The following is an 18952-nucleotide window of genomic DNA, read 5'->3' as shown; positions in this document are numbered from 1 at the left end:
CCCGCCGCGAAAACGTCCTCAATCAAACCCACGGTTTTCGTACCCATATCCAATCAGCTGGTTCCCCCCCCACAAATACAGATTGGCTTTCTTTAGGAATTCTTAAGTATAACTTAAGTAATATTGCATTGACAGATAATATTATATAGAATATAATATAGAAAACAATACAATATTGCAAATTGTTTTAATAATAAGATATTAGACAGAAAGGGTGATCGCATGGTATTTAATACAGGCGCGGCGCTTCTGGATGCTATCGTTCTGGCAGTCGTCTCTATGGAAGACGAAGGGACGTATGGTTACCGGATCACGCAGGATGTGCGTAAGGTGATCGATGTATCTGAGTCCACGCTGTATCCGGTCCTGCGCAGGCTCCAGAAGGATGAATGCCTGGAGGTCTATGACAGGCAGTTTGACGGCAGGAACAGACGGTATTATAAGGTGACGTCCCGGGGGATGGCGCAGCTGAATCTGTATAAATCAGAGTGGAAGATTTATATCCAGAAGATCAACGAGATATTTGAGGGAGGTGTAACTGCATGAACCGTGTGGAATTTCTGGCTGAACTTGAACAGCGGTTATCCGGGATCCCGGAGGAAGAGCGCCAGGCAGCGATACAGTATTATGTTGATTATTTAGCGGATGCAGGCGAGGAAAATGAGGCTGAGGCGATCAGGGAACTGGGAAGCCCGGAGAAAGTGGCAGAGTCGATAAAGGCAGATTATTTTGGGACAGAATTCGACGAGTCCCGTTTTGACCATAAAGATTATATGGAAAAATACGGGCAGCGCTCCGGCCAGGGAGCAGGTCCCGGCAGCGGGGCCGGCGGCAGGACAGGAGCAGACGGCTATAATAATGGACAGGGAAATGGAAATGGATATGGATATGGAAACGGGCAGGAAAACGGTCGGGGAAATGGAACGGCTCAGAAAGACGCCCCATGGACCAGCAGAGGTCTGAAGATCTTGCTGATCGTCCTTATAGCGATCGTCATCTGGCCAGTGACCCTGGGAGTGGCCGGGATCGTGCTCGGAGTGGCGGCAGCAGTGTTCTTTTTCTTTGCAGGACTTGTCATTGCCGCGATAGCGGTCATGATCTCAGGCGGTGTCGTAGCTGTAACCGGACTGGCGCTTCTAGTCATCCCACCTGCGGGTATGATCGTCACAGGAGTGGGTATACTGCTGTTCGTACTGGGGCTGATGGCAACTGTGGGTACCGTAAAACTCTGTATGATAGTGTATCCGGCTATGATCAGAGGATTTGTCAGCCTGTGCAGGCGCCCGATCTATGGAAAGGCGGTGTAAAAAATGAAAAAAGGATGGAAGATTTTCTGGATCATATGTGCAGTCCTGGCTGCCATCGGGATTTTCCTCGCCGTTGCCGGCACTGCTCTGGGCGGGCTTGCGCTTCTGCGGGACGAACAGGATGAACATATCGTAAGAGACTGGATGGACCGGCTGGGGATCCGGATCAGGAATGAAGTTACAGTGACCACGGATGTATCCGAGCTGCCGGACGGGGAGTACACCCCGGGTGAGATCAACGGGAGAGATATAACATCTTACTCAGGGATCGATGAGCTGGATCTTGAACTTACCGGTATGTCGGTCTGTGTACTGCCGTATGATGAAGAGCTGGGAGAAGTTTACGCCGGCGATATCGTCGTAGATACTTCTCAGTGCAGGGATGACCTGAAGGATATGATAACAGTCACCCAGGATGGCTCAGAACTCCAGGTCCATATGGAAGACCGGGGACGTCTGAATACCCAGGACAGCGGCATCATGTATATCAGCGTGCCGCGGTGGATTTATTTTCAGAAAATAACGGCGGATGCAAAGGCAGGGCTCATCGAGTTGTCAGAAATAGAAGCCAGGGAACTGGAAGTAAAGACGGATGCGGGACAGATCATTGTTTCCGCTTTCTCGGCAGAGCGGCTGGACGCAGAATGCGGCGTCGGGCAGATCATACTGGAAGGCGAAGTGACAGGATCAGCAGAGCTTGATTGTAATATTGGAGAAGTGCTGTGCACCCTGCCGGGGACAGCGGACGCTTACGACTATGAATTAAAATGTGCTGTTGGAGAACTGATGATAGACGGAGAGTTATACAACGGGATCGTGAATAAAAAAGAAATAGACAACGGGAGCGACTGCAGGGTCAAAGCGGAATGCGACATGGGAAGAGTAGAGATCAATTTTGAATAACGCTGCCGGGAAAATGGAAAAATAAGATTTGGCTATTAAGGAAGGAGAAGCAAAATGACAGATAAAAAGTTATATCGATCAAGAACAAATAAAATGCTCTGCGGAGTGTGCGGAGGCATTGGAGAATACTTTAATATAGACCCGACTCTGATCCGGCTGCTCTTCGTGCTGTTCGGGTGTACGGGCGGCGGGATACTCGCGTATATCATAGCAGCGGTCATCATACCGGACAAACCGATGTAAAACGGTATTCGTGGGGGAGCCGGCCGATGGCTGAACGTCCGAAAACCGCCGGTTTGCTGCAGGAGGTTTTCGCGATGGACGGGGATATGGCTCCGATATCTGCGCTTCACTGTTTTCGTACGTTTTGCCAACAGGAAGGCTCCCCCGCAAATACAGATTTCAGTAGTATTTGGCAGTTACCGTCCTCCCCATTTTTTCTGCCGTGGCGATCAGCTGGTCCACGAGGTTCTGCCGCATGCTCAGGTCGAAGTTCAGCTCTGACTCGGCATGCGCCTCATTGACTGCCGTGCCGACGAAAAGGTTCAGCTCCGTGCAGTCTTCGATCAGCAGCTTTGCCAGCCGGGAGGCTCCGTTGTCTGCGTCCAGTTCGTCAAAGAACTCTGCGTCGAATTCGTCATTGACGTATTTTTTCAGGATCTTCAGGCATTTCCCGAGGGTCAGCACGCCCTCTGTGACCAGGTCTATGCCTTCCAGTGTCGCCATGGGCGGTACATCCGGGTTCCGGCTGTCCACCTTTGTTATGATCTCCCGGCCCAGGATACGCGCGGCGATATTGGCGCTCGTGCCGCCTGCCACGACCTTTTTCCCCTCGGTATGCATGAACTCGTGCATCAGCCGCTCATCGTCGTCCTTTGATCTGGGAGGGCCGGTGAAGATATTGACCACTCTGCGGTCGATCACCCGCGCCACTGCCACGGTTGTGTCATCACCGGGCTTTTCTTCATACAGTTCATCGCATGCCTGGCTGAGCATCACTGCGAGCCTGGACGCGGACATGGTCTTTTTCGTACATTTCAGTGTATATTCCGCCATTGCCTCCCAGGTCCAGCCCTGGAGATTGAGGATGGAGCCTGCCCCTGCGTAGATGACCCCGTCGCTCATCAGCACAAAACAGTCGTTCTTTTTTACCTGGAAGCGGTACTCATGGATCTTTTTCCCGCCGATCTCCCGCGTCTCATAGGGATATTTCACGATCTTCCCGTCGCGGATGAAGACGCAGGACGGATTGTCGAATTCCGCCAGATACGCCTCCCCGCTGTGGAAGATCTGGAGGATGGAAAACGTGGCGTAAGCGACTTTCCGGACCTTGCAGATGGGGAGTGTCTTGGCGATCGTCTCCACGCAGGACTCGATGTCAGCCCCCTCGTAGAGCATAGTTCCCAGGATCTTGGATGTCAGTGTGGCGAGGATGTTTGCCTTCACCCCGCTGCCCATGCCGTCCGCCAGGATCATGATATCCGAATCCTGTGTCTTGATGATCTCAACCTTGTCTCCGCAGAGTTCTTCGTTCTGTTTATTCAGGCTTTTCCAAGCCACATCGATACTCACGCTCATAGTCATTCCTCCTCGTTCAGGATCGAATCTCTGAGCCTGGTGAGGGTGACCTTTGTCTCTGCGGTCGTCTCGCCGAGGAGCCCTGCGATCTCCTGAGCCACCATCATCTGCTTCTCAATGACTTTCTGCGCCATTTCCACGGTCTCTACTTTCAGGTTATAGTGCTGTTCCCGGATCTTTTCATCCCTTGTCACATCCTGGAATGTGACGAGGACAGCATCCAGGTTTTCGATGTACACGATGGTCTCCTCAGCGACCATCCTGCCGTTTTCGAGCTGGATCTTCTTGTGCAGCACAGGCTCTCTTGTGAGAAGAGCTGTCTCGATATCTTCGGTCTCTATGAATTCGAATATGTATCTCTGGACCGCCTCTTCGTGCCCTACGCCAAGGAGTTCCTGACCTTTCCGGTTGCAGTCCAGGATGCGCATGTCGCTGCCGATCACAAAGATCATGTTCGGGGTCACATCCATGACTACATTGGACATGGACTCTGCCTGCGCCAGCGCATACGGCATGCACATGGACAGCTCAGCCTTGCCCTGGAAGACAGCGACCGCCTTTTCGCGGCAGGTGGAATACCCGCACGCGCCGCAGTTCAGTTCGTCCTCCGGGGAATATTTCCCTGTGGACCTTAGGATCCTGCGGATCTGTTCTTCTGACGGCATGATATCCGACAGGCTGTGGTCGCCGAATTCTTTCGCCAGTTCTTCTGTGCTCATGTCGGGCAGGTCTCTCGCCGCCTTGTAAGATACGACGTTCTCGATCTTTACTTTCGTCTTTACATAGGAAGTGTTCCAGTGCGCGGATGCCGGGCCCTTCGCGCATCCGCCCTCGCAGACGTTCGCCTCGATGAAACAGTGGTCCAGCTCACCTTTCCGGAGACATTCCAGCATTTCCATACAGTTTTCCAGCCCGTCTACAAATACCTTGTGGTATCCGTCCGCATCCTCTTCTGTGATCACAGACTGGATCACGCCGCCGCTCACAGGATAGAGGCGGTTGATCTTCGGATTCGGGTTTCCCATGGGCTTATCTTCGCATTGATGCAGATCGATCCCTTCCTCGTGGAGCCAGTCCGCCAGCTCCTCAAAAGTAAGGATCGCGTCCACCGCGCCAAATACTCTCTCATCCCCGATAGCCTCCTGCTTTTTCGCGATACAGGGCCCGAGGAAGACGACCTTTACATCCGGCCCGTAGATCTTCTTGATATACCGTCCGTGGGCGGTCATCGGGGATACGACGGGCGCCATCAGCTTCGCGCAGTCCGGGTAATACTTCTCGATCAGGTCGTTCACGCTCGGGCAGCATGTGGTGATGATGTTCGGCATTTCGTTCTGCCGCACCAGTTTTTTGTATTCGTTCGTCACAAGGGCAGCGCCCTCCGCGGTCTCGCGGACTTCCCGGAATCCCAGCTTCTGGAGAGCGTCCACGACCTGTCCGGGCGTGTCGAATTCCAGCACGCCCGCATAGGACGGGGCGATGGATATAACGGTCTTAAATCCCTGCCGCAGATAGTCTTTTACACGTTCCATGTCGCTGGCAAATGTCTTTGCATTCTGAGGACAGACCTCCAGGCAGCGTCCGCAGTTGATGCAGTGGTCCACCATGATCCTCGCCTGCTCATCCTTGACTGAGATCGCTTTTACCGCGCAGTTGCGCACACATTTGTAACAGTGACGGCATTTTGCATCTTTAAAGTCAATGACCTTCATCCCGCAAAACCTCCTTGTCTATTCTTCGTTTTATCTATTGCCCCTATTTTACCAGAGCGGGAGTGGAATATCCAGAGACAGATCTACTCTCCGTGAGTTATCTGGTTCTGGCTCCGCCACTCCCGGGGCGAGACTCCGTATGTGTTTTTAAATGCCCGCGAGAAGTGGAGCTGGTTCGGATATCCCACAGCGTTTCCGACGTCGCTGATGGAGAGCCTGGTCAGCTTCAGCAGTTCCGCGGCTTTTGTCATGCGGTAGCTTAAGAGGAATTCCTGCGGGGACTTGCCCACGGCTCCTTTGAAGATCCTTCCGAAATACGTGCGGTTCAGCCCGCAGAACTGCGCGATCCCTTCTACGGAGATATCATTCTGGAAATTCTGTTCAATATAATTCAGCGCTTCTTTAATATAGAAGTCGCGGACCTTCCCGTTGGACGACAGGTGCATGGTCACAGAGGAGCGGGACAGGTAGTCGATGAAGAGGAAGAGATGCCCGATCAGATGGAAGGGGGACGCGTCCCCGTGCTCCGCGATGTAGAGCATCTCGTCTTTCATGAGTTCCCGCAGCTCTTTTGACGAGGCGTGATACACCGGGTGGTCCGGGGTAAGCCCCGCGAGCTCGACGATCTCCTTTGCCCTGAGCCCGTCGAATTCGATCCATGCATATTCCCATGGAAGCTCCTGGTCTGCGATGTAGGTGTTGATCTGCTTGGGGAAGATCATGAACCCCTGGCCGCTCTTAATCTGGTATTCCTTCGTCTGTCCCTTGGAATCATTTGCCATGAGACGCCCTGTGCCGGACAGGACATAGTGGAAGAGGTAATGGTTCCTGGATGCGGGGCCGAAGGAGTGGGCAGGCACGCACTGTTCCTTGCCGAACTGGTACAGCCCCAGGTCTACGAAATTTTCATTGGGAAATACGGAAAACAAAAAATCACTCATCTGTATCATCTCCACTGTTCTTAATGCATGTCTTTACGGCTATTATAGCGCAAAATATACCATAATGCGACTACACTTTATATAAACAATGTATAAGTTGAATATTGGTATAAAATAAAAGAAATGAAGATATTTTAGGACGCATTTTGAAATGTTATAATAAGACAAAGAAAAGTTTAAGGCTAAAGGAAGGAGCTGGGACTACGATGAAAAGAAAAAATGCGATTAGCATGGCTCTGGCAGCAGCCATGCTGGCAGCGGCCATCCTTCCGGGATGCGGTGCGGATGAAAACTCAGGGAAAACGGAGATCGAGATCCTCCAGTACAAACCAGAGGCAGCAGCGTATTTCGACAAGGTGGAGGAGGAGTTCAATGCGTCTCACGATGACATCCATCTGACCATCAGTTCGCCGAATGATGCCAGTACGATCATGAGGACACGGTTCGTAAGGGAAGATTACCCGGACATTATCGGCATAGGGGGGGATATCAACTACTCCTATTATGTAGATGCAGATATCCTCGCGGATGTATCGGACTATCCGGGGCTGGCGGACATCAAGGAATCCTATGTGGATATCCTGGAAGCGCTGGAGATCACTCCCACGGACGGGACGTACGGCGTGCCCTATGTGGCGAATGCGGCGGGCATCCTGTACAACAAGGATATGTTCGAGGAGCATGGATGGGAGATACCGGAGACATGGAGTGAGCTGATCGATCTCTGTGAGGAGATCCAGGCAGAGGGGATCCTGCCGTTCTATTTTGGGTTCCGAGATACATGGACCTGCCTGGCGCCGTGGAACTCCCTTGCCGTTGACCTGGCGCCTGCGGATACATGTAAGCAGGTGAACGCAGGAGAGACCACATTCACGGATGAATACCGGGAGACAGCGGAGAAATGTCTGGAACTGGTAAGCTACGGGCCGGAGGACCCGTTCGCATACGGATACAATGACGCGTGTACCGCGTTTGCCAACGGAGAGTCAGCGATGTACCCGATCGGAAGCTATGCGGTGCCTCAGATCCTCTCCGTGAATCCGGAGATGAACATTGATTCCTTCGTAACCCCGGGGAATGACGATGCGTCAAAGAATACGCTGAACTCAGGAGTTGACCTGATGTTTGCGGTGACCGCGGCGTGCGAGAATAAGGATGCGGCGTATGAGGTGCTCGATTTCCTGCTGGCGGATGAAAACATCCAGGCTTATATCGACGACCAGAACGCGGTGCCGTGCAAAGAGGGAGATTTCGAGCTGGCGCCCATGCTGGACGGGATGTCGCCGTTTATCGAGTCCGGTAATATGACGGACTACCAGGACCACTACTATCCGTCCGAGATGGCGGTGGACGCACAGATCCAGACATTCCTGATCAACAAGGATGTGGACGCGTTCCTGGCGAAATTCGACAAAGACTGGCAGAGATATAACAGAGACATCATCCGTGCGGTACAGGAGTACAACGAAGAACACGGGACTGACAAATAGGAAAGGAGCGGGCAGATTATGAAACATGCAAACGACAGCAAGCGGACTTATATGCTGATCACCATACCGATCCTGGCACTGTTTGTCTGCTTTAATACGATACCGCTGATCCGCGGTGTCATCTACAGCTTTACAAACTTCAAAGGCTTTGGGACTTATGACTTTGTGGGGTTCCGCAATTACATCGACCTGTTTACTGATCCGAGGATCGGCGGTTCTTACTGGTTCACCATCAAGCTCGCCATCGTGGCGACGATCGTGACGAATGTGATCAGCCTTCTCCTTGCCCTCGGACTGAACAGCAAGATCAAAGGGAAAACCTTCCTGCGCGCGGCATACTTTATCCCGAACGTGCTCGGGGCGCTGGTCGTAGGATACATTTTCCAGTATTTCTTTACATATATCCTTCCGGGGCTGGGCGACGCGCTGGGGATCGAGGCTCTGAGCTCCAGTATGCTCTCCAGCAGCAAGACCGCATGGATCGCCATTGTGATCGTGTGTGCATGGCAGTCCATCGCCATGAATACGATCATCTATATCTCCGGGCTCCAGACAGTGCCTGAGGATGTGTACGAGGCGGGCGACCTGGACGGCGCGACAGGGTGGAAGAAATTTAAATACCTGACCTTCCCGCTGATCATCCCGTTCTTTACGATCAACATGGTACTCTGTGTGAAGAACTTCCTGATGGTATTTGACCAGATCATGGCAATGACAAAGGGAGGTCCTGAGCAGAGCACAGAGTCCATCTCCTATCTGATCTACAATAACGGTCTGTCCGGCGGAAGCTTTGGCTACCAGAGCGCCAATGCGGTCGTATTCTTCATTGTGATCGTGGCGATCTCTGTGGCGCAGATGACCATATCAAGTAAGAAGGAGGAACAGTTATAATGTATGAGAAAATGAAAGCAAGAATCAACTGGCCTGTTACGATCCTTCTGTTTATCGGACTGCTGACAGTGGCGTTCCCGCTGTATATGACCATCGTGATCGCGTTCAAGCAGCCCTCTGAAATGACCAACAGCATTTCCGGCATCCTGTCGCTCCCGTCATCCTGGAGCCTGAGCAATTTTGCACAGGCCATGGAACTTACGGATTTCTGGCGTTCCCTGGGGAACAGCCTTCTGGTGACAGTGACCACGGTAGTGCTCTGCATCCTGCTCCATGCCCTGATGGGATATGCGGTGGGAAGGAATAAAGCGCACAGCAAGATCTACAATGTGATCTACCTGTTTATCGTAAGCGGTATGTTTGTCCCGTTCGCGATCCTGATGATGCCGCTGGCAAAGCAGACCGCTGAGATGCACCTTGATAATTGGGCTGGCGTTATCCTGCTGTATGTGGTATTCTATATGCCGATGAATTTACTTCTTTACACAGGATATCTCGTAAATATCCCGATCGCTCTGGAAGAAGCGGCGAGGGTAGACGGGGCGAGCACATGGCGGACGTTCTGGAGCATCATCTTCCCGATCATGAAGCCGATGCACGCGACGGTTGCGGTCATCACAGCCCTTGCGGTATGGAATGACGTTATGACGCCTCTGATCATCATGTCAGGAAAAGGACAGAACACACTGCCTCTGGCGCAGCTGACTTTCCAGACACAGTTCGGTACGAACTATAACCTGGCGTTTGCGTCTTATCTTCTGGCATTGATCCCGATCATTATCTTCTATGTGATCTGCCAGAAACATATCATCAATGGAGTTGTAAACGGCGCCGTGAAGTAAGTGGCGATGCGCATCCGCGCATCCTGCATGAGCGGGTGTTATGTGCAGAGAAGTACATTCACCCGCTTATTATATTTATGATAGAAACAGATCAGGAGAGACTTAAATATGAGCATATTATATGATGAAAAGCAGAAGACACTTACTCTGCACACGAAGAACACGACTTACCAGATGCAGGTGGACCGGTATGGGTTCCTGCTCCATCTGTATTACGGGAAACGGGCGGACGGCTGTATGGATTACCTGCTGACGTTTTACGACAGAGGCTTTTCCGGGAATCCGTATGACGCGGGCAAGGATAAGACCTACTCAATGGATGCTCTCCCACAGGAATTCCCGTCGCTTGGCACAGGAGATTACAGGACGCCTGCCTGCATCATCAAGAACACGGACCGCACATACAGCAGCGATTTCCGGTATGTGAGCCACAGCATCAGAGAGGGGAAATATTCTCTGAAAGGCCTGCCGGCAGTGTACGCGGATGCAGAGGAAGCACAGACGCTGGAAGTGGTGCTGGAGGACAGGGTCTCAAAGGTGCAGGCAGTGCTGTACTACGGCGTGCTTCCCGAGTACGATGTGATCACGAGGAGCGTAAAGATCGTAAACGGGAGCAGCGGACACGTGTCGGTCAAAAAGCTGGCCCCGGCATGTCTGGACATGCTGGGCGGCGAGTATGACTTTATCACCTTTTACGGGCGCCATGCGATGGAGCGCAATTACCAGAGGCTCCCTGTGGGCCATGGGGTCTCGAAGATCGGCAGCCTGAGGGGCACTTCCAGCCATCAGTACAATCCGGCAGTGATCCTGGCGGAGCGGGAGACTACAGAGACCGCGGGCGGATGTTATGCCATGTCCTTTGTCTACAGCGGCGGATTCCAGAGTGAGGCAGGGATGGATCAGTATTATCAGACAAGGCTGCTCATGGGGCTGTGCGAGGAGCAGTTCGCCTATTCCCTTGAGGCGGGGGAAGAGTTCCAGTCGCCGGAGGTAATCTTAAGCTATTCCTCCGAAGGAATCGGGAAACTCTCCCAGAACCTGCACCGGTGCATGCGCGGGCATCTGTGCAGAGGCAAATATAAAGAGAGCGTCCGTCCTATCCTCCTGAACAGCTGGGAAGCATTCTATTTTGACTTTACCGGAGAGGATCTGGTGAAGCTGGCTGAGCAGGCGGCGGATCTTGGGATCGAGATGTTCGTCATGGACGACGGCTGGTTCGGGAACCGGGACAGTGAGCTCAGGGGGCTGGGCGACTGGACGGTCAACGAGGAAAAGCTGGGCTGCAGCCTGGGAGAGCTCATCCGCAGGATCAATGCTATGGGGATGAAGTTCGGCATCTGGATCGAGCCGGAAATGGTAAATGAAGACAGCAGCCTCTACCGGGAGCACCCGGACTGGGCGTTCGTGATACCGGGGCGCCGGCCGAACCGCTCCAGGCACCAGCTCGTCCTGGACTTCTCCAGAAAAGAAGTGGTGGACTATATCTATGATAAGATCTGCGCGGTCCTGGACCAGGGGAATATCGAGTATATCAAATGGGATATGAACCGGAGCATCGCGGACGTGTACTCCGCGACCGGAGACGGGCAGGGCAGAGTGCTCTACGACTATGTCCTCGGCCTGTATGACTTCCTGGAGCGCATCGTGCAGCGCTACCCGGATATCCTGATCGAGGGGTGCAGCGGAGGCGGCGGCAGGTTTGACGCCGGGATGCTCTATTACACGCCGCAGATCTGGTGCAGCGACAATACGGATCCCATAGACCGTCTGGAGATCCAGTACGGCACATCGTTTATCTATCCGGTGTCTTCCGTAGGGTCGCACGTCTCAGCATCGCCGAACCACCAGACCGGCAGGGTCACGTCGCTTAAGACCAGGGCAGTGGCAGCGACGCCGGGGACCTTCGGCTATGAACTGGATCTCAACAAGCTGAGCGAAGAAGAAAAGGATGAGATCCGCGGTCAGATCAAAGAGTACAAAAAGTACGCGCGGCTCGTCCAGCAGGGGCTGTACTACCGCCTGACAGATCCGCAGACAGCGGACACAGGGGCGTGGGAATTTGCCTCAGAAGACGGAAAAGAAGCGCTCGTCCAGGCGGTGACGATCCGGCAGCATGCCAATATGGATGTGTCCTATATCAAGCTCAGGGGCCTGGCGGAAAATACCGTATACCGCGAGGAGGAGAGCGGCAGGACATACAACAGCACAGCGCTCATGGAAGCAGGGATCCCGGTCCCGGTAGAGCTGGGCGAATACAGGGCGTACCAGTGGCATTTCGTACAGGAAGAGCAGGGGGAGTGAGACCATGGCAAAGAGAAAGGGAAACAGAAAAAGGAATACAGCGGCAGGAAAGCAGGGCGCGGCAGCGGTTCATTCAGCGGCGGCAAGGTCCGGGGCAGCGGACAGAGCAGCGCAGATAGACGGAACCGGGGCAGCAGTTCACTCAGCACCGGCCAGGCCTGAGGCAGCAGGCCGGACGGCGGCTGAGGAGGACCGTGTATTTACAGAGAGGCTGAGCCGCCACCATGACGAGCTGCGCTGGCTGTATATGGAGTTATATGGAAATTCTGATATGTTTGCAGAACTCTGCGATCAGATGAAGCGTTATTATGATTCGAGAAAAGAGAGCCTCAAGGCTCTTGACTTAAAGCGGGAAAAAGAAGGGAAATGGTACCGCAGCCGGGATATGGTCGGCATGATGATGTACATCGACAATTTTGCCGGGAACCTCAAAGGAGTGCAGGAAAAGCTCCCGTATCTTGAGAAATGCAATGTGAATTATATCCATCTCATGCCGTTCCTTGATTCGCCGAAGGGCAGGTCTGACGGCGGATACGCGGTGGCGGATTTCCGCAAAGTGAAACCGGAACTGGGGACCATGGACGACCTGGCAGAGCTGGCGGATAAGTGCCACGAAAAAGGGATCAGTCTGTGCATGGACTTTGTCATGAACCATACGTCCGAGGACCATGAGTGGGCGGTGAAGGCGCGCCAGGGAGACGGCGAATATATGAGCCGGTATTTCTTCTACGCAGATCCGTCGATCCCTGCGGAATACGAGAAGACTGTGCCCCAGGTATTCCCGACAACAGCGCCGGGGAATTTTACCTGGCTGCCGGAGATCGGACATTATGTGATGACCACATTTTATCCGTACCAGTGGGATCTGAATTACCGCAACCCGAGAGTGTTTAATGAAATGATGTACAACTTCCTCTATCTGGCAAACCAGGGGATGGACATCATCCGGATCGACGCGGTGCCCTATATCTGGAAGGAACTGGGGACGAACTGCCGGAACCTGCAGCAGGTGCATACGATCGTGCGGATGATGCGCATGATCGGTGAGATCGTGTGCCCGGGCATCGTGCTCCTCGGAGAAGTGGTCATGGAGCCGGAAAAGGTGGCGCCGTATTTCGGCACGGTAGAGAAGCCGGAATGCCACATGCTCTACAATGTCACTACAATGGCAACGACATGGAACACAGTGGCGACCCGGGATGTGCGGCTTTTGAGGAAGCAGATGGATATCGTCTGCTCGCTCCCGAAAGAGTACACATTCCTGAATTATCTCCGGTGCCATGACGATATCGGCTGGGGACTGGACTACGCGACGCTCAGCGAGTGGGGCATGAAAGAAGTGCCGCACAAAAAATACCTGAACGATTATTTCCAGGGCAGGACAGAGGGCAGCGTCAGCAGGGGCGAACTGTACAACGAAGACCCGGTGACAGGGGACGCACGTTTCTGCGCCACTACGGCTTCCATGTGTGGGATCGAGAGCGCCGGCTTCGAGCAGGATGAGGAGAAAATGGAGCGTGCGGTGATAAAAGACATCATGCTCCATGCGTACATGTTTACCCAGTCCGGCATCCCTATGCTATACAGCGGGGACGAGATCGGACAGGTCAACGACTATACTTACAAAGACGACCCGGATAAAGCGCCGGACTCCCGCTACATCCACAGGGGAAAATTCTGCTGGGACCTGGCGGAAAATATAGAAAAAGAGGGAAGCGTGCAGGAAAAGATCTTCCATGCCCTCACCAGGCTGGAAGAAATCCGCAGGAACGACGCCGTCTTCAGCGCGGACGCAGAGGTATACACAAAAGATTACAGCGACACCTCCATCCTCTGGATCGTCAGGAAGGCGGAAGGAAGAGAGCTTCACGCAGTGTTCAACTTCAGCGATGAAGAAAAAGAAATCTGGATGCCCGAGGTCACAGATTACACAGACTTGCTGACCGGGAAGAGAGAAGTGATAGAAAAAACCAGGCTGCAGTCATGGGGGTTCCTCTGGCTGGAGAGATAAATCTGTATTTGTGGGGGAGCCTTCCTTGTGAATATGACGTCCGAAAACCGTCGGTTTGTTGCAGGACGTTTTCGCGGCGGACGGGGATATGGCTCAGGTTCCGGTTCCGTAATCTGGGAAAGACGTAAAAAGAATGGGATACGGCTAAGGACAATTCCAAAGCGGAAGATTCGCCTGCGGCTCAGGCATCCGCTTTGAAATTAACGCCGCATCCCATTCTTTTAAGTCTTTCCAGCAGATTACTCCAAGTCACCGTCGCCATATCCCCGCCCGCCGCGAAAGGCGCATCAAAGGGTCGGTTTTCTGCGCACATCCGATCGGAAGGTCCCCGCAGGCAAATGCAGGATTTCGAAAGTTGGATGAAAGGGGAGCTTCTGTGGCGAAACAGGAAGATTTATTAATCGGAAGGGACCGCGGACTTCCGGGAGGGGATTAGCCGTTCGATTTGGCCCAGCAAGCTGTGCCTCTCTTGTGATAGAATTCTGCCGGCTGGGGGAAGGTTATCTTTTGGCTGGGAAATCCTCTTCGCTGTAAGTTTCTCCCGACCAGAGTAGTTTTATCTTTTGTCGGGAAAGTTCCCTTCTCGCTACGTTTTTAAACGCTGCATTTGTCGGGGAACCTTCCGGCTTGAGTAAACCAGAAAACAGCGGAGCGCCTTTTTCGAAAACCTTTCAGCGCGGGTGTGTGGGTGTCTGAGGTGACTGCGGAGAGGCTTGAAAAAACTTGAAATCCGGGACTATGCGTTGAGATCAGCAGGGGGCTTGTCTGAGGCAACGCCGAGTTGCTCCCTGCTGATCTCTGCTTTTAGCATAGTCCCGGATTTCTTAGTTTTTGCTGCCACGGAGCCCCGGAGCCGAAGCCACCCACACACCCGTGCTGAATACGTCTTCTATAACTGCGCTTCACTGTTTTCGGACGTTTAGCCAACAGGACGGCTCCCCCGCAAATCCAGATTTACCGATTGTTTTCACTGTACACCTCAAATGATTTTTCCATTCCTTCCAGTATCTCGGAGTACTGCCGGAAGGCGCTGCGCATTTCCATTTCGTTAAAGGGCTGGTTTTTATAGCAGATCCTGTGCTCCATTGCGGCCCAGAAATCCATGGAGATCGTGCGGAACTGAATCTCAACGGGATAATATTCCATCCCGTCCATATAATAGATCGGGACACCCAGGATAAGGTGGTAGCTGCGGTAGCCGTTGGACTTGGGGGTGTTTATGTAATCTTTTTCTTTAATGATGATCAGGTCAGACTGTTTTTTCAGGCAGTCAGCCAGATGGCGTATATCACGCTCAAAAAAGCAGATCACCCGGATCCCTGCAATATCGTGTAAAAGTGCTTTCGCGTCTTCGGGACTCTCCCCGGCATGTTTCTTTTTCAGCTTCTGTTCAATGCTTGCTTTATCTTTGATACGGCTGCTGATCCCGTGGATCGGGCGGCTCTCTTCCTGATCGCCTGCCTGATGGTTCAGGACATCCAGCCGCGCGAGGACCAGGCTGGCTGCGTCAGAATATGGATGGATCAGTGCATAGTATTGTTCTTTTGTCATCTGTATCATACTCCCTTCAACAACAGTGACCAGTTTATTGCAAAATTGTGAAAAAGATGTGTTTGAAATATTATGGTTTCATTATAAAAACATAAAGTCCGGGATATAAGTCCGCCCCGGATGATGAGGTCAGGGACTGTGATCCGAGGGTAAACGATTCAGGGGGGTCCGTGAACAGTGACCGGGGCTTCCCCAGATTTGATTTGACAATTGGGCCGGAGGATTATATAATGGGCAAAGAAACAAGGGCGTTTCCCACAGGTGGAGAACGCCCTTTTCTTCATTATCAGAGAGAAAACAGATCGGAAACGGAATGGAAGGAGGTTTCATTTTATATGCACGATTACACAAAGGAAGATATCCTGAGGATGGTGGAAGAGGAGGATGTGGCGTTTATACGGCTGCAGTTTACGGATATTTTCGGGACGATGAAAAATATGGCGGTTACGGTGAGCCAGCTTGAGAAAGCGCTGGATAACCGATGTATGTTTGACGTATCTTCCCTGGAAGGGATCTCAGGGGAGCTGGATTCGGATATGTATCTTTACCCGGACCTGAGTACGTTTGAGATTTTCCCGTGGAGACCCCAGCAGGGCAAGGTGGCGAGGCTGATCTGCGATGTGTACAGACAGGACGGGACGCCCTATGAGGGGGATCCGAGATATGTGCTCAAGAGGGCGATCGCCCGGGCGGCTGAGATGGGATATACGTTAAATGCAGGTCCTGAGTGCGAGTTCTTCCTGTTCCATACGGATGAGGACGGCCTGCCTACCACGCTGACTCATGAGCAGGGCGGGTATTTTGACGTAGGTCCGCTGGATCTCGGAGAGAACGCAAGGCGTGATATGGTGCTGACGCTGGAAGAGATGGGGTTTGAGATCCTGTCGTCCCATCATGAGATCGCGCCGGCGCAGCATGAGATTGATTTTCGTTATGATGAGGCTCTTGTGACAGCGGATAATCTGATGACATTTAAACTGGTCGTGAAGACGATCGCAAAGAGACACGGCCTGCATGCGACTTTTATGCCGAAGCCGAGGATCGAGACTTACGGTTCGGGAATGCATGTCAACCTGTCCCTGGACCGCGGCGGAGTGAATGTATTCCAGGACAGTGAGGATGTGAATGGGCTGAGCCGGGAAGGGTATTATTTTATCGGCGGGCTTATGAAGCATATGAAGGCCGTCACCTGTATCACAAATCCTACAATAAATTCTTATAAACGCTTTGTGCCTGGGTATGAAGCGCCGGTTTATATGGGATGGTCGTCAAGGACGCGCGGGCCGCTGATCCGGGTGCCTTCCGGGAAAGGGGTCAATACAAGGATCGAGCTGCGCAGCCCGGATGCTGCCGCCAATCCATACCTGGCTCTTGCGGTTCTGCTGGAAGCAGGGATGGACGGCATCAGGAATCAGATCATGCCGCCGGACTGCATTGACGAGGATATCCAGAAAATGACGCCTCAGAGAAGGGCGGAGCTTGGCATACAGGAGCTCCCGAGATCCCTGAAAGAGGCTGTTGAAGAGTTGGAGAAGGATGAGCTTGTCCTGGACGTGCTCGGGAGACGGCTGGCGGATAAGATCATCAAAGCGCACAAAAAAGAGTACCACGACTACTGTATGCAGGTGACAGACTGGGAAATCTCCAATTATCTTTACAGACTGTGACAAAATGGCATGTCAGACGGTGTGGGCAGGTAAGGAGAAAACAGAGTAACGGGGAAATCGGGGAAAAGATAAGGGAAACATAAGGGCAGACAGCGGGAGGTGACGCGGATTTGACGAATATTATTGTTGCGTTTTCCAAAAGGGAAAACGCGGTAAATATACGGAATATACTGACAAGATCCGGGATCCGGGTGTCGGCTGTCTGCCTGACTGGTTCAAAAGTCCTCCAGCATGCGGAAATGTGGAACCAGGGGATCGTTATCTGCGGCGCCAGGCTGCAGGATATGCCCTATACAGAATTAAGGGGGCTCCTGCCGGACGGATTTGAGATACTGCTCATCGCCCCGTCAGACAGATGGATCGATTCCCTGCCGGACGGGATCGTAGGGCTTCCTTCCCCGCTCAAAGCATATGACCTTTTAAATACATTAGAAATGATAAGCCAGGCGCAGGAAAGCCGCAGACGGAAACGAAAGGAAACAGCTCGGAAGAGAAGCAGCGGAGAACGCCAGGTGATCGAGCAGGCGAAGGCACTTCTTATGGAGCGGAACAGCATGTCCGAGGAGGAGGCCCACAGGTACCTGCAGAAGACGAGCATGGAAGGCGGAAGGAATATGGCTGAGACCGCACAGATGGTGCTGTCAGTGATGGATCACTGAACTGTATTTTGACATTGATACTTTTTATAATAATGACGACCGGATAAAAGAAATAATAAAGAGCAGAAATAATAAAGAGCGGTTGACACAGACCAGGGTTCAGGGTATAAATGATAGCAGAAAACAAGAGAAAGTGTGGTATATAGAATGAAATTTACCAAAATGCAGGGACTTGGCAACGACTATGTGTATGTGAACTGTTTTGAAGAAAAGATCGATAATCCTCCGGAGCTGGCGCGCAGGATCAGTGACCGCCATTTCGGCGTCGGTTCAGACGGGCTGATCATGATCAATCCGTCTGACAGGGCGGATTTTGAGATGGAGATGTATAACGCAGATGGCTCCCGCGGAGAGATGTGCGGGAACGGGATACGCTGTGTGGCGAAGTATGTATATGATTATGGCCTGACGGATAAGACGGATATTTCCGTGGAGACACTGGGCGGGATCAAATATCTGGAACTGACCGTGGAAGACGGGAAAGTCAGGACTGTGAAAGTAGATATGGGAAAACCAGAACTGGAGCCGCAGAAGATACCGGTAAAGGCAGATGGAGACAAGGCTGTGGATGAACCGATCCTTGTCGGCGGAGAAGAGTACAGGATGACCTGTGTATCCATGGGCAATCCGCATGCAGTAGTCTTTGTGGGATGTGATGTGAGAGATTTCCCGCTGGAGGAGATCGGGCCGAAGTTTGAGGGCCATGAGAGATTCCCGAACCGGGTTAATACGGAGTTTGTCAGAGTGATCGACCGGCACACGGCAGAGATGCGTGTGTGGGAGAGAGGTTCAGGGGAAACTCTTGCCTGCGGTACAGGTGCATGTGCTGTGGCTGTGGCCTGCGTTCTGAATGGACTGACAGAAGATGAAGTGACAGTCAGGCTTCTCGGCGGAGACCTTCAGATCCGCTGGGACAGAGAAAAGGATACCGTATATATGACAGGACCGGCGGAGGTTGTATTTGACGGAGAATGGCTGGGATAAAGCGGATAATGACTGAAAAATCCGTCGAAAAAAGTGATTGTAAAGAAATTTAAAAAAGTGCTTGATTTTTTGGGAGAGTCTGATATAATAACCATGTTGCTTGCGAGAGCGGGCA

Annotated in this window: 17 protein-coding genes; 12 read left to right on the top strand and 5 right to left on the bottom strand. The window is 52.5% G+C overall.

Annotated features, from left to right (window positions below):
• Nucleotides 1–222 precede the first annotated feature (222 nt).
• From B5G27_RS10840 to B5G27_RS10825, 4 genes are read left to right on the top strand one after another with little or no spacing between them, the layout of a single operon-like run.
• A complete protein-coding gene (locus B5G27_RS10840) occupies nucleotides 223–546 on the top strand; it encodes a PadR family transcriptional regulator (protein ID WP_087178885.1) in 324 nt (107 codons plus the stop codon).
• Nucleotides 543–1307, top strand: a complete 765-nt coding sequence (locus B5G27_RS10835; protein WP_087178884.1) for a DUF1700 domain-containing protein — start codon at nucleotides 543–545, stop codon at nucleotides 1305–1307. Before B5G27_RS10840 ends, B5G27_RS10835 begins: the two co-directional genes overlap by 4 nt.
• Nucleotides 1308–1310: 3 nt before the next feature.
• Nucleotides 1311–2210 (top strand): DUF4097 family beta strand repeat-containing protein, encoded by a 900-nt coding sequence (locus B5G27_RS10830; protein ID WP_087178883.1) that lies wholly within the window; start codon nucleotides 1311–1313, stop codon nucleotides 2208–2210.
• Nucleotides 2211–2264: 54 nt separating this feature from the next.
• Nucleotides 2265–2453, top strand: a complete 189-nt coding sequence (locus tag B5G27_RS10825; RefSeq protein ID WP_087178882.1) for a PspC domain-containing protein — start codon at nucleotides 2265–2267, stop codon at nucleotides 2451–2453.
• Between the two features lie 159 nt (nucleotides 2454–2612).
• Here B5G27_RS10825 and B5G27_RS10820 read toward each other — a convergent pair whose 3' ends face one another.
• The 3 genes from B5G27_RS10820 to B5G27_RS10810 form a co-directional block, all read right to left on the bottom strand.
• Nucleotides 2613–3788 (bottom strand): SpoIIE family protein phosphatase, encoded by a 1176-nt coding sequence (locus tag B5G27_RS10820; RefSeq protein ID WP_087178881.1) that lies wholly within the window; start codon nucleotides 3786–3788, stop codon nucleotides 2613–2615.
• Nucleotides 3789–3790: 2 nt separating this feature from the next.
• A complete protein-coding gene (locus tag B5G27_RS10815) occupies nucleotides 3791–5500 on the bottom strand; it encodes a [Fe-Fe] hydrogenase large subunit C-terminal domain-containing protein (RefSeq protein WP_087178880.1) in 1710 nt (569 codons plus the stop codon).
• 83 nt (nucleotides 5501–5583) lie between these two features.
• Nucleotides 5584–6441: an AraC family transcriptional regulator gene (locus B5G27_RS10810; protein WP_087178879.1), complete on the bottom strand. Its 858-nt coding sequence runs from the start codon at nucleotides 6439–6441 to the stop codon at nucleotides 5584–5586.
• A 206-nt stretch (nucleotides 6442–6647) separates the two neighbouring features.
• On the opposite strand from B5G27_RS10810, the gene B5G27_RS10805 reads away from it, so the two are divergent.
• The 5 genes from B5G27_RS10805 (at nucleotide 6648) to B5G27_RS10785 (ending at nucleotide 13976) form a co-directional block, all read left to right on the top strand.
• The gene (locus B5G27_RS10805; protein WP_087178878.1) at nucleotides 6648–7931 is read left to right on the top strand and encodes an ABC transporter substrate-binding protein; all 1284 of its coding nucleotides are present in this window, start codon (nucleotides 6648–6650) and stop codon (nucleotides 7929–7931) included.
• An 18-nt stretch (nucleotides 7932–7949) separates the two neighbouring features.
• Complete coding sequence (locus B5G27_RS10800; RefSeq protein ID WP_087178877.1) at nucleotides 7950–8822, top strand: carbohydrate ABC transporter permease; 873 nt, start codon at nucleotides 7950–7952, stop codon at nucleotides 8820–8822.
• On the top strand, nucleotides 8822–9664 hold the full coding sequence (locus tag B5G27_RS10795) for a carbohydrate ABC transporter permease (RefSeq protein ID WP_087178876.1): 843 nt from the start codon (nucleotides 8822–8824) through the stop codon (nucleotides 9662–9664). The genes B5G27_RS10800 and B5G27_RS10795 overlap by 1 nt, the downstream gene beginning before the upstream one ends.
• Before the next feature lie 108 nt (nucleotides 9665–9772).
• Nucleotides 9773–11965, top strand: a complete 2193-nt coding sequence (locus B5G27_RS10790) for an alpha-galactosidase (RefSeq protein ID WP_087178875.1) — start codon at nucleotides 9773–9775, stop codon at nucleotides 11963–11965.
• Between the two features lie 4 nt (nucleotides 11966–11969).
• Nucleotides 11970–13976: an alpha-amylase family protein gene (locus B5G27_RS10785; protein ID WP_087178874.1), complete on the top strand. Its 2007-nt coding sequence runs from the start codon at nucleotides 11970–11972 to the stop codon at nucleotides 13974–13976.
• Nucleotides 13977–14157: 181 nt separating this feature from the next.
• Here the strand turns inward: B5G27_RS10785 and B5G27_RS16635 are convergent, their stop codons facing one another.
• Complete coding sequence (locus B5G27_RS16635) at nucleotides 14158–14289, bottom strand: hypothetical protein (RefSeq protein WP_275533040.1); 132 nt, start codon at nucleotides 14287–14289, stop codon at nucleotides 14158–14160.
• Nucleotides 14290–14930: 641 nt separating this feature from the next.
• Complete coding sequence (locus B5G27_RS10780) at nucleotides 14931–15527, bottom strand: GTP pyrophosphokinase (protein ID WP_087178873.1); 597 nt, start codon at nucleotides 15525–15527, stop codon at nucleotides 14931–14933.
• A gap of 335 nt (nucleotides 15528–15862) precedes the next feature.
• Between B5G27_RS10780 and glnA the strand changes: the two genes are divergently transcribed.
• The 3 genes from glnA (at nucleotide 15863) to dapF (ending at nucleotide 18837) form a co-directional block, all read left to right on the top strand.
• Nucleotides 15863–17194 carry a type I glutamate--ammonia ligase gene (gene glnA / locus B5G27_RS10775; RefSeq protein ID WP_087178937.1) on the top strand — a complete coding sequence of 444 codons (1332 nt, stop codon included), beginning with the start codon at nucleotides 15863–15865 and terminating at the stop codon, nucleotides 17192–17194.
• 110 nt (nucleotides 17195–17304) lie between these two features.
• On the top strand, nucleotides 17305–17853 hold the full coding sequence (locus B5G27_RS10770) for an ANTAR domain-containing response regulator (protein ID WP_087178872.1): 549 nt from the start codon (nucleotides 17305–17307) through the stop codon (nucleotides 17851–17853).
• Nucleotides 17854–18000: 147 nt separating this feature from the next.
• Nucleotides 18001–18837, top strand: coding sequence for a diaminopimelate epimerase (gene dapF / locus B5G27_RS10765; RefSeq protein WP_087178871.1), 837 nt, complete (start codon nucleotides 18001–18003; stop codon nucleotides 18835–18837).
• Nucleotides 18838–18952 lie beyond the last annotated feature (115 nt).

The sequence above is a fragment of the Lachnoclostridium sp. An76 genome (assembly GCF_002161355.1).
Taxonomy (GTDB): domain Bacteria; phylum Bacillota; class Clostridia; order Lachnospirales; family Lachnospiraceae; genus Mediterraneibacter; species Mediterraneibacter caccavium.
The sequence above is the reverse complement of the archived record's forward strand: the minus strand, read 5'-3'. Positions and strand labels throughout refer to the sequence as shown.